The sequence below is a fragment of the Rothia sp. HMSC068F09 genome, from assembly GCF_001812775.1.
GTDB classification, from domain to species: domain Bacteria; phylum Actinomycetota; class Actinomycetes; order Actinomycetales; family Micrococcaceae; genus Rothia; species Rothia mucilaginosa_A.
Window position 1 is genome coordinate 23445 of sequence record NZ_KV810430.1, and the last position, 20214, is coordinate 43658.

The following is a 20214-nucleotide window of genomic DNA, read 5'->3' on the forward strand; positions in this document are numbered from 1 at the left end:
TTAGGGTACGGGACGTTAGCGGCGCGCGGGCTCTGCCGCCCGGCGCGCCTCGTCCCCTGTAATTCTTGAATTCGCCGTCTCGTTTGAAAGGCACCGATACGATGACTCCCTCCCCCACCCACCCGCTACATCACGAAGCCAGCGAGAAGCTATTCGAGCGTTCCCGCGCGGTGATTCCCGGCGGCGTGAACTCCCCGGTGCGCGCCTTCAACTCCGTGGGCGGCACCCCCGCCTTCGCCGCGAAGGCTAAGGGCCCCTACCTGTACGACGCGGACGGCAACGAGTACGTTGACCTGGTCTGCTCCTGGGGCCCGTCGATTCTGGGCCACGCGCACCCGCAGGTCGTGGAGGCCGTTCAGCAGGCCGCCGCGCGCGGCCTGTCCTTCGGTGCGGCGAGCGCCCCCGAGGCGGAGCTGGCCGAGCTGGTCATCAACCGCATTAACGCCGCGATCCCCGGCGCGATTGAGCAGGTGCGCATGGTGTCCACGGGTACCGAGGCGACCATGACCGCGATTCGCCTGGCCCGCGGCGTGACCGGCCGCGACAAGATTATTAAGTTTGCCGGCTGCTACCACGGCCACGTGGATGCGCTGCTCTCCGAGGCCGGTTCGGGCGTGGCAACCCTGGCGCTGCCCGGTTCTGCCGGCGTGACCGCCGCGACCGCCGCCGAGACCATCGTGCTGCCCTACAACGACCTGGATGCCGTGCGCGAGGCCTTCGAAACCCACGAGGGTCAGATTGCCGCCGTCATCACCGAGGCGGCCCCCTGCAACATGGGCGTGGTCGCCCCCGAACCCGGCTTCAACCGCGGCCTGCACGAGATTGCCCACGCCAACGGCGCGCTCGTCATCTTTGACGAGGTGCTGACCGGTTTCCGCGTCTCCTCTGCCGGTTACTGGGGCTACGCCGCCCCCGAGGACGGCGGCTGGGTTCCCGATATCTTCACCTTCGGCAAGGTCATTGGCGGCGGCATGCCCATCGCGGCCCTGGCCGGTAAGCGCCGCATCATGGAGTACCTGGCCCCGGTCGGCCCGGTCTACCAGGCCGGCACCCTCTCGGGTAACCCGCTGTCGGTGGCTGCCGGTATTGAGACCCTGACCCTGGCCGACGAAGAGGTCTACAAGACCCTGGACGCCCGCAGCGCCCAGCTGCGCCGGGCCCTGACCGAGGCGTTCACCGCCGCGGGTGTGGACCACTCCATCCAGAACGCCGGTAACCTCTTCTCGGTGGCGTTCGGCACCTCCGAGAAGGGCGTGCACAACTACGCGGACGTCAAGGCCTCGGCCACCGACCGTTACACCGCGTTCTTCCACTCGATGCTGGAGTCCGGCGTGTACCTGCCGCCGAGCGCGTTCGAGGCCTGGTTCGTCTCTGCCGCTCACGACGACGCGGCCATGGACCGCATCATCTCGGCTCTTCCGGCCGCCGCAGCTGCTGCCGCATCCGCCTAGACGCGAGCGAATAGAGAGAGGAGAAACCCATGGATTTGTCTGCCCTGGGAATTCCCCTGGAGCCGGTGCGTGACGTCTGGCTGATTGCCTTCATGGCGTACGCCTTCGCCTGCCTGCTGGTGGATATCGCCTACCCGGTGAATATTCCTGCCGCCAAGGCGCGGGAGCTTTTCGTGGCGGTCAAGGGGGATCCCGTTGAGGCCGCGAGGATCCGCCTCGAGGATATGGCCGCGAGCGGTTTGCCGCTCTCTTCGGCTCAGAAGGGCTCGGTGACGAAGCGGGCGAAGAAGCAGCTGGAGAGCATTCCCGGCAGTGGCATCGTGGGCGGCTGGTTGCACGTGCTGATGTACGCGTGGGCGTGGGTCGTGATGGTGTCCATCTTTACGCTGTACTGGGATATCGCCTACGACGGCATCCTGCTACCGGCGCTAATCCTGCCGTTCCTCATGGTGTACGCGGGTGCCCGCTGGGGCCGCCGTAGCTGGCGTACGGCCCGCGGCTTCAGCGCCGATGAGCGCACGCTGGGCATGCCCCGCATCTACTCCGCGACCCTGGGTCGGCTGAGCGCGCCGTTCCGCGTGAAGGGTGCGGTTCCCGGCATCGGCCCGATTCGTCTGGACCGCGCTGGGTTCTGGATTCTGCAGTTCCTGGCGGCTCAGGCCCTGCTGTACTTCCTGTACTCGCTCTCGGGGCTCGAGATGGAGGATATCGCCCTCCCCTACGTTGGCCACACCTCGATGCTCCTGGGAATCGGCGCGGTAATCTCGCTCCTGACGGCGTGGGCGCAGGTACGCAGCTATATTCTGTTCAACCCCGATTCCTTCGTGACCGGCCGCGTGCTGCTGCCGGCGAAGACCCGCGAGTACTCGACGCTCCGGGCGTTCCGGGTGCTCCCGAACAACCCGGACGCGATTAAGACGGACGCGAAGGATCCCGCCCAGTGGAAGGTGGAGGTGATGCTCCCCAACGGCAGCAAGCGCACCTTCCCGCTGAAGGACCCGAATATTGACTGCCTGATTGCGCAGCTCGCGTTCAAGCTGGAGCAGGGGGATTGGGCTCGACTCGACTCCCCCGCCGACCGCGAGAAGCTGGCCGGGTACTTCCTGGACGGCCGCGCGATTTGCACGACCCTGGGTCACATCCCCGCGGGTAAGCACGCGGAGGAGGCGGCGCGCCGCGCATCCTTCCAGAAGGCGCAGTACAAGTAAACCGATAGCCCGTATAACGCTAAAGAAGCCACATGCTGTTCACACAGCATGTGGCTTCTCAGCGTTCAAAGAGGGAGGGATTTAGGCGTCCAGCTCGCGGAGCCAGCCTGCCGCCTCCGTACCGTAGTAGGTCAGGATAACGTCCGCACCGGCGCGGTGAATCGAACGCAGCGACTCCAGCACCACGGCCTTACGGTTAATCCAGCCGTTCGCGGCGGCGGCCTCAATCATCGCGTACTCGCCCGACACCTGGTAGGCGGCCACGGGCACCGGCGAAAATTCCGCCACCTCGCGCACAATATCCAGGTAGCTGCCGGCGGGCTTCACCATGACCATGTCGGCGCCCTCCTCCAGGTCGGCGCGCACCTCCAGCAGCGACTCGCGGCGGTTGGCCGGGTCCTGCTGGTAGGTCTTACGGTCGCCCTTGAAGGTCGACTCCACAGCGTCACGGAACGGGCCGAAGAACGCCGAAGCGTACTTCGCCGAATACGCCATAATCGACACGTCCTCGAAGCCGGCCTCGTCCAGGGCGGCGCGCATGGCCGCGATCTGGCCGTCCATCATGCCCGAGGGCGAGACGGTGTGCGCACCCGCGCGGGCCTGCGAAACCGCCATCTTGCAGTACAGCTCCACGGTCTCGTCATTATCCACCACGAGAGTGCCGTGGCCGTCATCGACCAGCACGCCGCAGTGGCCGTGGCTCGTGAACTCGTCCAGGCAGGTGTCGGCCATGACCACCAGGTCGTCGCCGAACTCCTCGCGGCACACGGCAATCGCGCGGTTCAGGATGCCCTGCGGGTCCCAGGCGGTCGAGCCGATCTCGTCCTTATCCTCGTCGCGGGGAATACCGAACAGGTCAATGCAGCGGATACCCGCCTCGTACGCCTCACGCACGGCGGGGATGATGCTCTCCAGGGTGTGCTGGTACTGGCCGGGCATGGAGCGAATCGGCTGCTTCTCGTCAATGCCGTCGCGCACGAAGAACACCTGAATCAACTGCGAGGGGCGCAGGGTGGTCTCGGCGACGAGGGAACGCATGGCTGCGGTGGTGCGCAGGCGGCGGGGACGGCGGGTGAGGTTCATGATCTCTCCTGAAAACTTCGATAGAAATATGTGGTCTTAGCTATGGGGAACCTGCATGAGGGATGCGCCTAAATGAGGGATACTGCGGCGCGCGCCAAATCCCTCGGGGAGGGTGAATCGGCCTGCACGTGGCGCAGGTTGAGGGCGCGGCAGGCGGATGCGGTGGTCGCCCCAATCGCCACCACCGGCGGCACGGATTCGGGTCCTAGCGCGGGCGCGCCGTCGAGTAGGGCGTGCAGGCGGGAGGGGGCGGTCACCACCAGCACATCCGGCGCGGGGGTTTCCGGGCTGGGGGCGTCTGCGCCCCGCAGGAGGGCTCGGGCGGCGGCAAGGCTCAGCTCGCCGGGCTCCACCCGCTCGGCTGGCACCATGTCGTAGAGCACGCGCGCGGTCACCGACCAGCCCAGGTTTTTGAGGCCCTCGCGCAGGGTCGGGCGGGCGTTGGAGCCCTCCAGAACCAGCACGGTGGCGGGCTTGGTTGAATCAGGCCCGGCCGCGGCTGAATCGGATGAGACAGCCCCGGCCGCGGGCCCTTCGAGCTCCGCGAGCATGCCGGCGGCGCTCTGAACGCTCGGCTGAAAATCCGTGCCCAGCCCGAGCTGGGCGCGCACGGCACGGGCGGTTGCCGCACCCACGCAGGCGATGCGCGCTCCCCCGGCGTGAACCGCGCGGGTGAAGTCCTCACCCCAGAGCTCGGCGCAGGCGCGCACCGTGTGTGCGCTCGTGAAGCTCACCCAGGCGTAGACCCCGGATTCCAGGAGCGCGGGAATACCGCGCAACTCCTCGGTGGCGGGTACGGTGCGTGCCTGTTGCAGGGGCGCGAAGAGTACCCGGCACTCCCCCACGCCGTTCTGCGCACATTCCTCGGCGAGGGCGCGCGCGAAGGTCGCACCCTGGGCCGCCGAGCGGGTCAGCAGAACCGTGGCACCCCGTTCGGCGGGGCGTTGCTCCTCGTCCATGGCTACTTGACGTCCAGACCGGCCAGGGCGGCGGCACCCATCTGCAGCAGGTCCTCGGCCACGCGCACGCCCAGACGCTCGGCGCCGGGCACATCCAGCTCGGAGGTCGCGGAGGTGTGACGCAGCAGGTCGGTGCCGTCCGGGGAGGCCACCATCGCGCTGAGCACCAGGTCGCCCTCAACGATCTCGGCGAAAGCGCCGATGGGGGCGGCGCATCCTGCCTCCAGGCGGCGCAGCAGGGCGCGCTCGGCGCTGACGGCCAGGCGCGTCTCGTAGTGGTTCGCGGCAATCAGCGCGCGGCCCAGGGAGCGGGTCGGCCGGGCCACCTCGGCGTCGTCGAGCGCGGCCGGATCGGGGTTGCCGAACTCGCTCTCGCGCACCTCCAGGGCCAGGGCGCCCTGGCCGGGGGCCGGCAGCATGCGGCTGGGGTCCAGGTACTCGGTAATCAGGTGTTCCTTGCCCAGGCGCTTGAGGCCGGAGACAGCCAGCACCACGGCGTCGCAATCGCCAAGGCGTTCGGTGCCCACACCGCGGTCGGCGTGCTCGTCGGTCTCGGCATTCTGGCGAAGGACGACCTGCTTGCCGGAGTGCTCCTCGAGGCCCTTCACGCGGCCGATGCGAGTGCCCACGTTACCGCGGATATCCACGATCTCGAGGTCGGGTCGCAGGGCGCGCAGCTGGGCGGCTCGGCGGGGCGAGCCGGTGCCCACGCGGGAGCCCTCCGGCAGGGTGTCGACGGTGAGGCCGTCGCGGGCCACGAGAGCGTCGCGCGGGTCCTCACGCTTGAGGGTTGCGGCGACGACCAGGCCGGGGCAGGGCGCGGAGGGCAGGTCCTTCAGGGAATGAACGGCCATGTCCACGCGCTGCTCGGCGGGGGCGTCGGCACCGTCCAGCAGGCGCTGGCGCAGGGCGGCAGCGAACACGCCGGTGCCGCCCAGGGTGGCCAGCGGGCCGGTGAGCACGTCACCCTCGGTCTTGACGGTGCGCAGCTCAAAGCTCACGCTTTCGGCGGGCTCACCGCCCGGCTGGTGCTCGGCGTAGAGTTCGGTGACGGATTCGGCCGCCAGACGGCTCTGGGTGAGCGCGAGCGCGGAGCCTCGGGTGCCCAGAATGTACTCGCTGTGGCTCATTTCTCTCCTGCTCTAGTCCTCTTCGGACCGGTCGGTGCATCCGGTGCAATATTCGGCGACGACGGGTTTCTCCGCGCCACGACCCGGCTTGCAGCAGCCCGGCTCGCACTCGTCGAACCAGCCGTACTGGCCGCTCGCGCTCGGGGCGCAGACGCTCTCGCGGCCGAGGCGCAGGTCGGCGGGAACGCCGTTCTCCACGCGCTCTTCAATGAGGCGGCGCAGCGACTCCACGTACGCCGGATGCGTACCGGGGGTCGGGGTGCGCACGGCCACCACGCCCAGGCGCTCGCAGGTGTCCAGGGCCTCGGTGTCGAGGTCCCACTTCACCTCCATGTGGTCGGAGACGAAGCCGAGGGGCACCAGCACGACGCCCTCCACGGGGGCCTCGCCGTCCTCGCCGGGGTTGGCGGGGGTGGGCAACGCCTCCAGGGCGTCGTTGACGTCCGGTTCCAACCAGGGCATGGAGGGCGGGCCGGAGCGGGACTGGTACACCAGCTCCCACTCGACGTTCTGCAGAAGCTGCGGGGCCTCATCGCGCACGAGCGAAAGCACGGCGCGGGCGACCTGCAGGTGCTTCTCCACGTAGGCGGAGCCGCCCTCGTAGTTCACCCCGCACGGGCCAGCTTCGTTCGCGGCAGAGGTGGGCACCGAGTGGGTGCAGAACATGATGCGTAGGCGCGGGTTCACCGAACCGCTATCGCGGGCGGCAAGCTGTTCGCGCACCGTGGCCAGGCCGTCCTTCAGGCCGTCGGCGAAGGCGCGGGCGAAGCCGGGCACGTCGAAGAACTGGCGAATCTTGCCCACGTGCATGCGGCCCTCCAGGCCGAGCTGCTGCAGCGCGATACCGTAGTCCTCGCGGTACTGGCGGCAGCTCGAGTAACCGGGGTAGGCGCTGGTGGCCAGCACCAGCACGTTGCGGTGGCCGTTCTCGTAGGCCTCGGCGAGCACGTCCTTCACGTAGGGCTTCCAGTTGCGGTTCGCCCAGGTAATCGGGATGTGAGGGCCGCGCTCGGCCAGCGCCTGCTGCAGCGCGGCGAGCAGGGCGCGGTTCTGCTCGTTAATCGGCGAGACACCGCCGTTGGCGCGGTAGTGGGTGGCGACCTCCTCGAGGCGCTCGTCCGGAATGCCGCGGCCGGCGGTCACATTGCGCAGGAAGGGGATGACGTCCTCCTGACCCTCGGGGCCGCCGAAGGAGGAGAGAATCACCAGGTCGTAGGGTCGGGGTTCCTCGGCGCGAACACGGATGATGGTCCGCTCGCTGCGATACTCCCCCAGGGTCTGCTCGGTCAGCCGCGCCGGGCCGTTGGAGGCCGTGTTGGCGGGGTCGGTACGGTTGGGGATGACGTCATCGGGCAGGAGGGAGCCGTTCAGGGTGCCCTCGCCCGAGGGGTTTGTGTGTGCGGGGGCGAAACGCGCGGGACGCGCCGCCACCCCGGCCGCGCCGGCGGCGGAGGACGCAGCCGAGATGTTCTCAGCGGCGGTCTCTACCGCGCTGGACGAACCGGGGTGGGAGCAACCGCATCCGCGGGTAGCGCCGTGAGGCTGTTGGCTCACGCCAGAACCTCGGCAATTTCGTCGGCACCGATGCGGCGACCGGTGTAGAAGGGGGTGTCCTCGCGAACGTGCAGGCGTGCTTCGGTGTTGCGGAAGTGACGCATCAGGTCGACGAGGTCCACGAGTTCGGGTGCTTCGAGGGCGAGGACCCATTCGTAGTCGTTCAGGCCGAACGATGCGACGGTGTTGGCCAGAACCTGCGGGAAGTCGATGGCCTTCATGCCGTGGTTCTTCAGCATCTCGGCGCGACGCTCGGGGTTCATGTAGTACCAGTCGTAGGAGCGCACGAAGGGGTACACGCAGACCCAAGCCTCGGGGGCCTTGCCGCGGGCGTAGGCGGGTGCGTGGTTGCGGGTGAACTCAGCCTCGCGGTGAACGCCCATGGTGGACCAGACGATGGTGGTGCCGGAGAACAGTGCGGTGCGGCGAATCTTGCGCACGGCGGCCTGCAGCTTCTCGGGGCTCTGGCCGTGGGTCCAGATCATGATGTCGGCGTTGTCGCGCATTGCGGAAACGTCGTAGATGCCGCGCAGGGTCACGCCCTCGGCGGCCAGCTGCTCGGCGACCTTCTCGAACTCGGCGCGTGCCTCGTCGGTGTTAGCCTCTGCCGGGCGTGCGCCGGAGCGTGCGAACACGGTGTACAGGGCGTAGTGCAGGGTTTCGCCCTCTTCGCGGCCGCGACGGTTCTCGTCGGCTGCGGAGTGCTGAACAGCGTAGCCCTTGGGTGCGCCACCGTAACCCTGGCCGGGGTGGGTGTAACCGCCGTGGCCGTGGCCACCCTGTGCTGCGTGGGGGTGAGACATGGTTCTTCTCTTCCTTTCCTCAGCGGTAACCCGCTGTTCGTGGTGCGAGGCTTCCGTAGCCGCGCACCGTTTGATTGGTGAATATTCTGCGCTCTTCCCGCCCGAAGCGGTAGGAGGCATCCCACAGGCGTGGGAAGTCTTTGAGGGGACGCTACGCGCCCTTGGGCTTGGCGCCGAGGGCGCCGGGGGTGCCCGCCGCATCCTGCTTGGGTTCGGGGGCCTTTACGCCCTCCCAGTTCTGGGCGGCGTGGGTGATGAGACGGTCCATCTGCTCGTAGGTGTCGCGCACCGTGGCCACGAGGCCCGAGCCTGCGGCCCAGGAGCCGACGGTGCTGAGCGTGCCCAGCTCGCTGGCGCGCTCGCGGAACTCCTGCACGCGCTTGCGGTGACCCGGCGTGGAGGCGGGCAGAACGCCGCGCCAGCGCACGACGTCCGCATCCACCAGATTGTTGCGGGTGAGCGGCACGTCCGTCATGCGGGTTGCGTCACGCAGGGCCAGGGTGATGAGCTGCTCGTCGGCCAGGGCGACCTCGGAGAAGCGGGAGTCCTCGCCGCCTCGGCCGTAGGACAGGCGCACCACGTGGCGGTCCGGGCCGGCCTCGTCGGCCACCCACTGCCACTTGGCGGTCGCGTGGGTCAGGGCCTTGGCGCGCACGGCGGTGGCCTGTTCCGAGACGAGCAGGCCGGTGCCGCGGGGGTGCTGGTTGAGGGCCGGCGCATCTACGACGAGGGTCACGAGGGCGACCTCGGGGCCGGGTTCCACGGCGGGCAGCGCGGTGGAGACGTGCGGGCCGATGAGTCGGGCCACGGTCGGGCCGTCGGTGGCGAGCACCAGGTAGTCGGCGTAGAGGGGCGTGTTCTCGCCGTCGGTGGTGTGGCGCTGGATGATGAACCACTGGCCGGTGGATTCGTCGCGGTCCACGGCGATGACGTCAAAGTTGGTCACGATGCGCACGCCGGCCTCGTAGAGTTCCTCCACGAGACGCTCGGAGAGCTGGTTCATGCCGCCCACGATGCCCGCAACCTGCGAGCCGGCGGGGGCCGCCGAACGGAAGGCGGCCGCGGCTGCCGAGAGGGAGCCGTGCTTGCGCAGGGCCGCGCGCAGGCCGGGGATGGTGGCGTCCACGTCGAGCTTGTCGGGGTGGGTGGAGTACACCCCCGAGACCACGGGTGCGACCAGGTTATCGAGCACCTTCTGACCCATGCGCAGGCGCACGAGCTCGCCCAGGGTCTTCGCCTTCTCGCCCACGGAGGCGGGCAGGAGGCGGTCCAGCTGGGCACGGCGCAGGCCGCTCTTACCGATGACGGGAATCAGCGACTTATCGCTCACATTGCCGGGAATACCCATAATGCCGGTGCTGGGGGTGCGGCAGGCTCCCTGCGGCAGGTACAGCCAGGAACCGTAGGAATTGGGGGTGACAATCTGATCGCCCAGGCCGAGTTCCTCGACGAGTTCGCGCACGATGGGGCTGCGGGTTGTGAAGGATTCGGCGCCGGAGTCCAGCAGTAGGCCGCCGACTTCGTGCGCGCCCACGGCACCGCCGAGGTGGGGACGCTGCTCGAGCAGGGTCACGCGCAGGCCGGCCGCGGCGAGGCGGCGGGCCGCGATCAGGCCGGAGGGGCCGCCGCCGATAACGATGGCGGTGGGCGCCTTGTCGTTGGCGCGATGAGCCGCTCGTGCCGCCAGACGTGCGGTGGAGGACTGTCCCTGCGCGGTGTATCGGTGCGCCTGGTTATCGTGATTCCCCATGGTTTTCTCCTTTGTCTGTCAGCTGGTGGCCGGTGGTCGTGGGTTCCCACGGTGCCGATTCTACGCCGGCCCCGCGAGTTCGTCGCCCTAGTTTGCCGTCTTCTCGTGAATGTAGCGAACCAGGTCGGTCAGTACCTGCGGGTCGGTGGTCGGGGGTACGCCATGGCCGAGGTTGACCACGTGCGAGGGGGCGGCGGAGCCTTCGGCGAGGACTTCGTCCACGTGCGCGTAGAGGCTTTCGGGGCCCGCGGCGAGCAGGGCCGGGTCGATGTTGCCCTGCAGGGGCACCGCGCCGTTGAGCAGGGTGTTTGCGGCGGAGAGCGGCAGGCGGTAGTCCACACCGATGACGTCCGCGCCGGCCTCGTGCATCGCGGGTAGCAGCGCGGCGGTGCCGGTGCCGAAGTGGATGCGCGGCACGCCGTACTCGCGCACGGCGTCCAGGGTCTCGGCGGAATGCTGCTGCACGTAGCGGCGGTAGTCGCCCTCGCCGAGGGAGCCCGCCCACGAGTCGAAGAGCTGCACGGCGGAGGCACCCGCCTCAATCTGTGCGCGCAGGAACTGGCCGGCGGTGCGGGCGGCCCAGGCGGCCAGCTCGTGCCAGGCGGCGGGGTCGGCGTGCATCATGGTGCGCGGGCGCAGGTGGTCGCGGGAGGGTCCGCCCTCAACCATGTAGGCGGCCACGGTGAAGGGTGCGCCGGCGAAGCCGATGAGCGGGGTGTCGCCGAGCATTTCGACGGTGGCGGCGATGGCCTCACGGATGGGGTCCAGGGCGCTTTCGGTCAGTTCGGGCAGGGCGCGCACATCCTCGAGGGTGCGCACGGGGCGGTCGAGGACCGGGCCCTTACCGGGCACGATGTCCACGTTGACGCCAGCGAGCTTCATGGGAATCACGATGTCGGAGAAGAAGATGCCGGCGTCGACCTTGTGGCGGCGGACGGGTTGCACGGTGATTTCCGCGGCCAGTTCGGGGGTGAGGCAGGCTTCCAGCATGGGGATGCCCTCGCGTACCCGGCGGTACTCGGGCAGGGAGCGGCCGGCCTGGCGCATAAACCAGACGGGGCGGTGGCTTGAGGGGCGGCCGGTGAGGACCTGGAGCATGGGCGAGGATGCGGCGGTCCCGGCGCGCAGGGGGTGCTGTGCGGGCAGGTGCGCGAGCTGCTCGTCGGTAAGCAGGGGTCGCTGTGCGTCGGTGGGGTGCGTGGGCAGGGTCTGCGCGGGTGCAGAGCTTTCGGCCGGAAGTGTGTGCTGCTGGTTTTCGCTCATAGTGTCTAGTGTGACAGGTTTTGTTAGGGGTTTTTATGACACTTTGTCACGCTTAGGTTCCCCCATGGTTCACTATGTTACGTATCAGGCTTACCTTATCTGGCCCGCGATTCAGCGGGCGCGAGGCGAGGCTATTCGCGGCCATCCATGAATAAAACCCCTAGTGGGAGGCTTATAGGGCACTGTTTGGTGCACCGAGAGCCACCCGGAAGTGATTATTTATACATTGGGCCATATGACCCGCGACGACCCGCGTTTATTTTCCTTATCTCTCGTGCCTATTTTTTGGACCCTTTAGAAAGTACTTGCTCCCCGTTATTCCTCGTCCGCACCCCGCCAACATGACACTTCATGAAGTCACTTAGGTTATGCGCGCTTTACAGCCCGTCACCCCCGGCGGTTATGATTAGTCACTAGTGAGTACTTATGCATTTGTGGCATCGCACCACACAGTAGATCTAACCACCGTCGCTGCCCTGAGCGCCGGTGCCTCTGGCATACCCGACGTCCTCTCTAGCGACGACGCCCGTCAGCTGGGCGTGACAGGTTCGGTGGTCCTGGCCACCTGCAACCGCCTCGAGATGTACGTCCAGCTCCCCATTGCCGCGCACCTGCCCGCCATCCGCGACATGATTACCTCCAGCATCTCCGGTCGGTCCGGGCTGGACCCTGCACTCGTCTCCGGCAGCTTCGACCTGTACGAGGGCGAGGACGCCGTCCGCCACCTGCTGACGGTCGCCTCCGGCCTGGAGTCCGCCGTCGTGGGCGAGCGCGAGATTGCCGGCCAGGTACGCCGCGCCCTCGCCTCCGCCCAGGAGAAGGCGCAGCGGGATGAGCGCCCCCTGCCCGGCGAGCTGGTTCAGCTCTTCGAACACGCCGCGCACACGGCCCGCCAGGTCGGCCAGCACACCCTCCTGGGCTCGCAGGGACGCTCCATCGTCTCGGTGGCCCTGGATTTGGCCGACGAGGTGACCGAGAAGGACTGGCCCACCCGCCGCGCCCTGGTGTTCGGCACTGGCGCCTACGCGGGCGCCACGATTGCGGCCCTGCGCGACCGCGGCTGCACCGACATCTGGGTGAACTCCCGTTCCGGACGCGCCCCCGAATTCGCCGCCAAGCGCGATGTTTTCGCGGTGCCCGAGGGCGGCATGGAGCAGGCCATGGCCGAGGCCGACCTGATTATCGGTTGCTCGGGCGGCTCCGCGCCGCTTCAGCCCGAGCAGATTCCCGCCGGTCACCACACGATCCTCGACCTGGCCCTCTCGCGCGATTTCGACCCCTCGGTGGCCGACCTGCCGAACGTCGAGCTGATTACGCTCGAGTCGGTGCGCCTGGCCGCCCCCGAAGAGACCGAGGAGGCCGTGGCCACCGCGCTGCGCATCGTGGAGTCCGAGCTGGCCGCCTTCCTGTCGCGCCAGCGCGCCCGCACGATTGACTCGGCCATTGTGGCCCTGCGCTCGCACACGATGGCGGTGCTCGACTCCGAGCTGGAGAAGGCCCGCAACCAGTTCGGATGCGGTGCCGCCGCCGAGCAGCTGGAAATCGCGATGCGCCGCACCGTGAAGTCCCTGTTGCACACCCCGACGGTGCGCGCGAAGATGCTGGCGGCCCAGGGCCGCACGGACGAGTACGTGCACGCGCTGGAGGTTCTGTACGGTATTCAGGTTGCTGACGGCTAGGCGATAGAGCTTGTGTATTGGGCCCGGCGAACATGCGCGCCGGGCCCTTTCCGTGCCCGCTGTACCCGGCATATGCTCAGCCAGGCTCGCTCTCAGCCCGGGGCGAAGTGCCCGCGGCGGGCCGTACCGCGGGGCACTCGCGCGCTAGAGTAGAGGGTAGAGACAGAACGAAGCAGAGGCGCGCCCCGACCGCGGTTGGCCGGCGGCGAGCCCCGAGAGCATCCGCAAGGAGAACCATGGAAATCAAGATTGGCGTTCGCCACAACACCCGCGAAATTGTTGTCGAGACCAGCGAGGCTAAGGAAATTCTCACCGAGAAGGTCACCAAGGCCATCGAGGACGGCTCGATCCTGGAAATCATGGACGATAAGGGCAACACCACCCTGATTCCCGGCGGCCAGATCAGCTACGTCGAGCTCGGTAGCGACGCCAAGCGCCACGTGGGCTTCGGCATCGGCGCCTAATCGCCGCACCGTACCCTGCACGCCCCGCCCTCCGCGATTCACCCGCGGAGCGGCGGGGCGCTGCGCGTCCGCGGAATCCGAGCGGGATTCGGGCTGGGCCCAAGTGGAGCCTGGGAGGGTTCTTCACCCCGTTCTGCCTCTTCCGCGGCTCGCCCCGCTCCCCTTCCTCGCCCCTTTCCGCGTTCCTCCCGCACGCCTCCGCAACGGCCGCGAGGGGCGTACACCACAGCCTCCCGATGGTGCGTTCCGGAGCGATCCGGGTTAATATTGAGGGGTTAAGTGAATGACCGGTCGTACCCACCCTGTACCCCGAGTATCACGCCGCAGCGCGGCACCGCACCCCGGCACCCCCTACGCCGGGCGGCGAGCCCGCAACACCGCACCGGCCCACCCGCCGGACCGGCTCGAGCGCGGCGTTCTCGGCAGAATTTCCCGCACTAGAATTTCCCGCGGCCGGCTTTCGATATCGACCGGCCATTGCACAGCCCCGCTGGCACTGGCCCCTACCCCTTCGGGGAGACGACACACCCCGACCAGGGGTAGAAAGATACGGTCCAGTGACTGATACGAACACGCAGGAAACCACTCAGACTGCAAAGTCCTTCGCCGACTTCGGCGTTCGCCAGGACATTAGCGACGCCCTCGCGGCGGTTGGCATCACCTCCCCCTTCCCCATTCAGGAGCTAACTCTTCCCGTGGCCCTGTCCGGCCAGGACATCATTGGTCAGGCGAAGACCGGTACCGGTAAGACCCTCGGCTTCGGCCTGCCCACCATTCAGCGCGTGGTCGGCCGCGACGACGAGGGTTGGGCCGACCTGGAGTACCCCGGCGCACCCCAGGCCCTGATTCTGGTTCCCACCCGCGAGCTCGCCATTCAGGTGGGCGACGACCTGGCCATCGCCGCGAAGTTGCGCAACGCCCGCGTCGCAACCCTCTACGGTGGCGTGCCGATTGAGCCGCAGGCCGAGCTACTGCGCCAAGGCCTGGAGGTGGCTGTGGGCACCCCCGGCCGCATCATCGACCTGTACAAGCAGGGTTTCCTGAACCTCAAGCAGGTCAAGATCGTGGTCCTCGACGAGGCCGACGAAATGCTGGACCTGGGCTTCCAGCCCTCCGTGGAGAAGATTCTCAGCTACCTGCCCGAGAAGCGTCAGAGCATGCTGTTCTCCGCCACCATGCCCGGCCCCGTGATTGCCATGGCGCGCCAGTACATGACCAAGCCCATGCGCATTAGCGCCGCCGACCCCGAGGACGCCTCGAAGACCAAGGCATCGATTCGCCAGGTCGTCTACCGCGCCCACCACCTCGACAAGGACGAGATGATTGGCCGCATCCTGCGCGCCACGGGCCGCGGCCGCACCATCATCTTCACCAAAACCAAGCGTGACGCCGCCCGCGTGGCCGAGGAGCTCGTCAACCGCGGCTTCGCGGCCGCTCCCCTACACGGCGACCTGAACCAGGTGGCCCGCGAGCAGGCGCTGAAGGCCTTCCGCACCGGCAAGGTCGACATCCTGGTCGCCACCGACGTGGCCGCCCGCGGTATCGACGTCGACGACGTGACCCACGTGATTAACCACCGCGTGCCCGAGGACGAGAAGACCTACCTGCACCGCACCGGCCGCACCGGCCGCGCGGGCAACGAGGGTACCGCGGTCACCCTGGTGGACTGGGACGACCTGCCCCGCTGGAAGGTCATCAACGACGCCCTCGAGCTGGGCGTGCCCGAGCCCGTGGAGACCTACTCCTCCTCGGAGCACCTCTTCTACGACCTGAACATTCCGCTCGGCACGAAGGGCCGCCTGCCCCGCGAGGAGCGCGTGGCTGAGGGCATGGGCGACGAGTTCTTCGCTAACGCCCGCGAGGAGCGCGAAAGCCGTGACGGTCGCGGTTCCCGCCGCGATTCCCGTGGACGCGGTGGCCGTTCCCGCGACGGTGAGAAGGGCAGCCGCCGCGGTCGCGGTTCCCGCGATGGCGAGAAGAGCAGCCGTTCCGAGGGCCGCCGCCGCTCTGAGCGCTCGGCTGAGCGTTCCTCCGAGCGTTCGGGTTCTGAGTCCGAGGCACCCCGCGCCGAGCGTGCGCCCCGCCAGCGTCGCCGCACCCGCCGCGTTGAGGGCCAGCCGGTGGAGGGCAAGTCCGCGGAGCGTCAGCCGCGCCGCCGCACCCGCCGCCGTTCCTCCGAGCGTTCCGGCGCCGAGCGCCCCGGTGCTGAGGGCTAGGGTTGGGTATCTCAGCATCCCCGGCGCCCGCCGTGCCCTCCCCCGCCGAGCCGGGTGGCGCCTCCGCGCAGCCCGGCCTGCGTTCGGGCGCGTTCGACCCGCAGGGCCCGTCCCTGATTGTGCAGGCGGATAACCTGCACTACCTGCGCGAGCTGCCCGACGGCGCGTTCACGGTCATCTACATTGACCCGCCCTTCAACACGGGCAAGAAGCAGACGCGCCGCACGCTGAGCTCGGAGGCCTCCGAGAAGGGCGACCGCACCGGGTTCAAGGGCAAGAGCTACTCGAGCACCCTGCAGACCCTGGCGAGCTACAACGACTCCTTCGAGGACTACTGGGCGTTCCTGGCCCCGCGCATTGAGCAGGCGCACCGCCTGCTCGCGCAGGACGGCACCCTGTACCTGCACCTGGATTGGCGCGAAGTGCACTACGTGAAGATCATGTGCGACATGATTTTTGGTCGTGAGAACTTCATTAACGAGCTGATTTGGGCGTACGACTACGGCGCGAAGTCTACGCGCCGCTGGCCGACCAAGCATGACAACATCCTCGTGTACGCGAAGGATCACCGCAGCTACTACTTCAACACCGCCGAGGTGGACCGCGAACCGTACATGGCCCCCGGCCTGGTAACCGAGGAGAAGGCCTCGCGCGGCAAGCTTCCCACGGACGTGTGGTGGCACACGATTGTCTCGCCGACCGGCAAGGAGAAGACCGGCTACCCCACGCAGAAGCCCACCGGCCTGCTGCGCCGCATGATCGCGGCCAGCTCCCGCCCGGGTGATTGGGTGTTGGATTTCTTCGCGGGTTCGGGGTCGACGGGCGCGGCGGCGGCTCAGCTGGGCCGCAAGTTCGTGTGCGTGGACCAGAATCCCCCGGCGATTGAGGTCATGGCGAAGCGCCTGAACGTGGACCCGGTCTCTTTCGAGGCGTACCGCGGCGTGCCCCGCGGGGCGAGCGTGCTGTTCACCCCCAAGCGCACGGTGGGCGTGCGCGGCGGCACGAGCCGAGACGCGCTGACGGCGGCGAGCCGCCACGCGCTCAAGGCTGTGCTGGAGACGCTGACCGAGACGACCCGCCCGGTTGAGGGAGCCTCGTGCAAGTTCGTGCGTCATTCCTCAATGGATGCGGTGGACCGGAAGATGCGCGTCGACGGGCGGAACGAACTGCGCCGTCAGCGCCAGCGTCAGGCGCGCGCGAAGGCTCGCGCGGCGCGGGCTGCGGAGGCGGCCGCCTCCACGGCCGATGAGGTGCTGCAGCACCGGGCTTCCCGCGAGAGCCTGTAGCCGCGCGTCCGGTTCTGCTTTTCGGGCCGGTTTTGCTTTTCGGGCCAGCTCAGCTCGTTCGACCTGCCCGGTAATTCAGGCCGGTTTAGCCGCGCCGCCAGGGCCACAACCCGTATGCAAAAAGGGGCGGGACGGAATCTCAGGAGATTCCGTCCCGCCCCTTCGTGGGCTCGTTGAATAGGCGTGAATAGGTGCGGCCCGTCAGCCGCCCTACGCGATCTGTTCGCGGATGCGCGCCACCGTGGCCGCGTCCGTCGTGTTTTCGCCCAGCAGGTTCGGTTTGCCCGCGCCGTGGTAGTCGCTCGAACCGGTCACCAGCAGGTCGGTGCCCGCCGCGCGGCGCTCCTCAATAAACTTCAGCAGGCGCGCCCGGTCTTCCGCGGAGTTCTCGCGGTGGTACACCTCCACGCCGGCCAGGCCCGCATCCACCAGCTTGCCCAGGTAGTCCAGGCTCAGGGCGGGCCCGCGCATCGTGCTCATGGGGTGCGCGATGACCGGCACGCCGCCGGCCTCGCGGACCAGGCGCACCGCCTCCACCGGGTCCAGGGCCTGCTGGGGCACGTAGTAGGGGCTGCCCGTGTAGAGCAGGCGGTTGAAGGCCTCGGTGCGGTCCCGCACGATTCCGGCGGCGACCAGCGCGTCGGCGATGTGCGGGCGGCCCACGGCGGCGTTGCCCTCCCCCACCTGTGCGAGCACGTCGTCCCAGGTCAGCGGGTAGTCGGCGGCCAGGCGCTCGAGGATGGCGCGGGCGCGGCCCTCGCGGCTGAGGCGAATCTGCTCCACGCGGTGTGCAAGCTCGGAGTGCACCGGGTCGAAGCCGTAGGCCAGCAGGTGAATTGTCTTCGTGCGGGGGCGGTCCTCGGTGTAGTGGTAGCGGCAGGAGAACTCGGCGCCGGGCAGAAAGTCCAGGCCGTGTTCCTCAGCCAGGCGGGAGGCCCTATCCCACCCGGATGCGGTGTCGTGGTCGGTCAGGGCGAACCCGGCCAGCCCGGTTTGGGCGATGAGCGGCACCAGCTCTTCAAGGCTCTGGGTGCCGTCTGAGATGGCGGAGTGGATGTGCAGATCGTAGCGTCCGTTGTGCTCTCGACGTTCCGGGGTCGTCGGGGCCGTCGGGTTCGTCTCTGCCTGGCTCATGTGCCGCTCCGTCTCCTCACCCCGTACGGGTGCCCGCGCCGCCTCACGCGGCGGGGCCCGTTTCTCGGGGATTTGTGTCTGAATGGTGTCTACGGTGTCTTTCTCTTCTTCCACCCTACCAACATTGGCGGCGGCCCACCGGCTATTTGGTCGTGGGGACCCGAATATGCGCCCATCTGTGGCGAAGGCGATATGATTAAGGCATGACTGAGAACAATAAGAAGAGCACCGAAGCTCAGAAGACTGATCACCGCAGCACCCCCAAAGCGTCTGCGTTTACCGAATTCATCGCTAAGGACTGGGCCAAGGCCGAGGACGGCGGCTACACCCGCGAGCCCGTAGCCGACTACGCCGCTAAGCGCCGCGCCAAGATTTCCAAGGCTTTCCCCGGCGAGCGTCTGGTTCTGCCCGCAGGCCCGCTGAAGGTCCGTTCGAACGACTGCGATTACCGCTTCCGTCCGCACTCGGCCTTCGCTCACCAGACCGGTCTGGGCGTTGACCACGAGCCGGACGCCGTGCTGATTTTTGAGCCCGTCGAAGAGGGTACCGGCGATAACGGTTCCAACCACGAGGTGACCCTGTACTTCCGCCCGCTGGCCGGCCGCGACACCACCGAGTTCTACGCCGATGCACGCTACGGCGAGTTCTGGGTTGGCCCCCGCCCCACCCTGAAGGAATTCTCCGAGCGCTTCGGTCTGCGTACCCGCGACCTGTCCGAGCTTGAGGTGGCCATCACCAAGAACGCCGGCAACCAGGGTCTGGGCGGCGTGAACATCCGCCTGGTCCGCAACGTTGACCCGGCTGTTGACGCTCTCGTTGACACCTCCCGCTACAACACCGGCGTGGAGCTGGAGCAGGCTGACAAGCTGGACTCCGAGCTGGCTGTGGCTCTCTCCGAGGCTCGCCTGATTAAGGACGCTATCGAGGTTGAGAACCTGCAGCGTTCCGTTGACATGACCGTCAAGGGCTTCGAAGAGGTTGTGCGCGAGCTGCCCAAGGCCGTGAAGCACCACCGCGGCGAGCGCGTCGTTGAGACTGCGTTCTTCTCCGTGGCACGTACCGACGGTAACGACCTGGGCTACGACACCATCGCAGCGTGCGGTAACAACGCAACTATCCTGCACTGGATCCGTAACAACGGCACCGTCGATGACGGCAAGCTGCTGCTGCTGGACGCAGGCGTTGAGGATGACACCCTGTACACTGCTGACGTGACCCGCACCTTCCCCGTGAACGGTAAGTTCACCGAGGTTCAGGCGAAGGTCTACAACGCTGTGCTGGATGCCGCCGACGCTGCATTCGCTGTGGCTAAGCCGGGCACCAAGTTCTACGAGATTCACGAGGCAGCCATGAACGTTCTGGCGCACCGTCTGGAAGAGTGGGGCCTGCTGCCGGTTTCCGCTGATGTTTCGCTCACCGTTGAGGGCGGTCAGCACCGCCGCTGGATGCCGCACGGCACCAGCCACCACCTGGGCCTGGATGTGCACGACTGCGCACAGGCTAAGGCTGAGCTGTACATGTGGGCTGAGCTGGAGCCGGGCATGGTCTTCACCATTGAGCCGGCCCTGTACTTCAAGGACGAGGACCTGTCGGTTCCCGAGGAGTACCGCGGTATCGGTATCCGCCTTGAGGACGACGTGCTCTGCACCGAGGACGGCAACGTAAACCTCTCGGCCGCCCTGCCCCGCACCGTCGAGGAGATTGAGGAGTGGATGGCTAAGCTCTCCAAGGAGGCGTAACCGTCCCCGCCGGACGAACCGGTTAGTACCGGTTGTCTATGCATGAGGAAAGCCCCTGGGCGAGAGACTATCTCTCAGCCCAGGGGCCTTCTGTATATCTAGGGTCAGCCAAGAAACTTGGGCGGATACGGACCCAATCCCAGCCGCTAGTGAATGGCCGCCCAGTCTTGACCCGAGCCTTACGCCTAGTTAACTTTCTGGCCGATTAGCCCATAGAGCATCATATTGCTCTATATTTCTGCTTATCAGAGCTTTCAAGCACATAGAGTATCCTTGGGGAAGGTATGCCACCTGCCGGTGGTGCGTGTTGAGTACTTTGATAGCGCCCACCCGCAGAATGCTTGGGTGAAGGTGCTGGTCACTGATGAGGGTGCCCGCGTTCGCGCAGTATGCGTCTACGGCGTGCAGGATGAGGCGAAGACCGACTCCCAGTCAGCGGCTGAGTTTGCTCCTGCTGTTGAGGATGCTCAGGCCTGGCTGGGCCAGTGCCCGGAG

At 67.6% G+C, this 20214-nt stretch carries 16 protein-coding genes; 8 read left to right on the forward strand and 8 right to left on the reverse strand.

Features of this window, described 5'->3' with window-relative positions:
- Window positions 1–101 precede the first annotated feature (101 nt).
- Together hemL and HMPREF2874_RS06900 are read left to right on the forward strand one after the other, a co-directional pair.
- Entirely contained in the window at window positions 102–1451 is a 1350-nt protein-coding gene (gene hemL / locus HMPREF2874_RS06895) for a glutamate-1-semialdehyde 2,1-aminomutase (protein ID WP_070649681.1), read from the forward strand.
- 29 nt (window positions 1452–1480) lie between these two features.
- Window positions 1481–2659, forward strand: a complete 1179-nt coding sequence (locus HMPREF2874_RS06900) for a sugar dehydrogenase (protein WP_070649682.1) — start codon at window positions 1481–1483, stop codon at window positions 2657–2659.
- A gap of 81 nt (window positions 2660–2740) precedes the next feature.
- Here the strand turns inward: HMPREF2874_RS06900 and hemB are convergent, their stop codons facing one another.
- From hemB to hemE, 7 genes are all read right to left on the reverse strand, one after another.
- Complete coding sequence (hemB, locus tag HMPREF2874_RS06905; protein ID WP_070649684.1) at window positions 2741–3742, reverse strand: porphobilinogen synthase; 1002 nt, start codon at window positions 3740–3742, stop codon at window positions 2741–2743.
- Between the two features lie 68 nt (window positions 3743–3810).
- Window positions 3811–4701, reverse strand: a complete 891-nt coding sequence (locus tag HMPREF2874_RS06910; protein WP_070649686.1) for a uroporphyrinogen-III synthase — start codon at window positions 4699–4701, stop codon at window positions 3811–3813.
- A gap of 2 nt (window positions 4702–4703) precedes the next feature.
- Complete coding sequence (locus HMPREF2874_RS06915) at window positions 4704–5831, reverse strand: hydroxymethylbilane synthase (protein WP_070649688.1); 1128 nt, start codon at window positions 5829–5831, stop codon at window positions 4704–4706.
- Between the two features lie 12 nt (window positions 5832–5843).
- Window positions 5844–7172, reverse strand: coding sequence for a ferrochelatase (locus HMPREF2874_RS06920; protein WP_210397990.1), 1329 nt, complete (start codon window positions 7170–7172; stop codon window positions 5844–5846).
- A 209-nt stretch (window positions 7173–7381) separates the two neighbouring features.
- The gene (hemQ, locus tag HMPREF2874_RS06925) at window positions 7382–8188 is read right to left on the reverse strand and encodes a hydrogen peroxide-dependent heme synthase (protein ID WP_070649691.1); all 807 of its coding nucleotides are present in this window, start codon (window positions 8186–8188) and stop codon (window positions 7382–7384) included.
- Between the two features lie 151 nt (window positions 8189–8339).
- Window positions 8340–9938, reverse strand: coding sequence for a protoporphyrinogen oxidase (hemG, locus tag HMPREF2874_RS06930; protein WP_070649693.1), 1599 nt, complete (start codon window positions 9936–9938; stop codon window positions 8340–8342).
- An 87-nt stretch (window positions 9939–10025) separates the two neighbouring features.
- A complete protein-coding gene (gene hemE / locus HMPREF2874_RS06935) occupies window positions 10026–11201 on the reverse strand; it encodes a uroporphyrinogen decarboxylase (protein WP_070649695.1) in 1176 nt (391 codons plus the stop codon).
- A 416-nt stretch (window positions 11202–11617) separates the two neighbouring features.
- Between hemE and HMPREF2874_RS06940 the strand changes: the two genes are divergently transcribed.
- The 4 genes from HMPREF2874_RS06940 to HMPREF2874_RS09625 all read left to right on the forward strand — a co-directional run bounded on the left by HMPREF2874_RS06940 (window position 11618) and on the right by HMPREF2874_RS09625 (window position 16846).
- Window positions 11618–12880 (forward strand): glutamyl-tRNA reductase, encoded by a 1263-nt coding sequence (locus tag HMPREF2874_RS06940; protein ID WP_070649697.1) that lies wholly within the window; start codon window positions 11618–11620, stop codon window positions 12878–12880.
- A 236-nt stretch (window positions 12881–13116) separates the two neighbouring features.
- Window positions 13117–13344 (forward strand): DUF3107 domain-containing protein, encoded by a 228-nt coding sequence (locus tag HMPREF2874_RS06945; protein ID WP_049332104.1) that lies wholly within the window; start codon window positions 13117–13119, stop codon window positions 13342–13344.
- A 557-nt stretch (window positions 13345–13901) separates the two neighbouring features.
- Window positions 13902–15560, forward strand: a complete 1659-nt coding sequence (locus HMPREF2874_RS06950) for a DEAD/DEAH box helicase (protein ID WP_070649699.1) — start codon at window positions 13902–13904, stop codon at window positions 15558–15560.
- Window positions 15561–15562: 2 nt separating this feature from the next.
- Window positions 15563–16846, forward strand: a complete 1284-nt coding sequence (locus HMPREF2874_RS09625) for a DNA-methyltransferase (protein ID WP_070649700.1) — start codon at window positions 15563–15565, stop codon at window positions 16844–16846.
- Between the two features lie 210 nt (window positions 16847–17056).
- Here the strand turns inward: HMPREF2874_RS09625 and HMPREF2874_RS06960 are convergent, their stop codons facing one another.
- Window positions 17057–17980, reverse strand: coding sequence for a PHP domain-containing protein (locus HMPREF2874_RS06960; RefSeq protein WP_080974919.1), 924 nt, complete (start codon window positions 17978–17980; stop codon window positions 17057–17059).
- 203 nt (window positions 17981–18183) lie between these two features.
- Here HMPREF2874_RS06960 and HMPREF2874_RS06965 point away from each other — a divergent pair, with 203 nt between their 5' ends.
- Window positions 18184–19719 carry an aminopeptidase P family protein gene (locus HMPREF2874_RS06965; RefSeq protein ID WP_070649701.1) on the forward strand — a complete coding sequence of 512 codons (1536 nt, stop codon included), beginning with the start codon at window positions 18184–18186 and terminating at the stop codon, window positions 19717–19719.
- Window positions 19720–19992: 273 nt separating this feature from the next.
- On the forward strand, window positions 19993–20214 hold a 222-nt coding region (locus tag HMPREF2874_RS09335; protein WP_168165163.1), incomplete at its 3' end, for a hypothetical protein.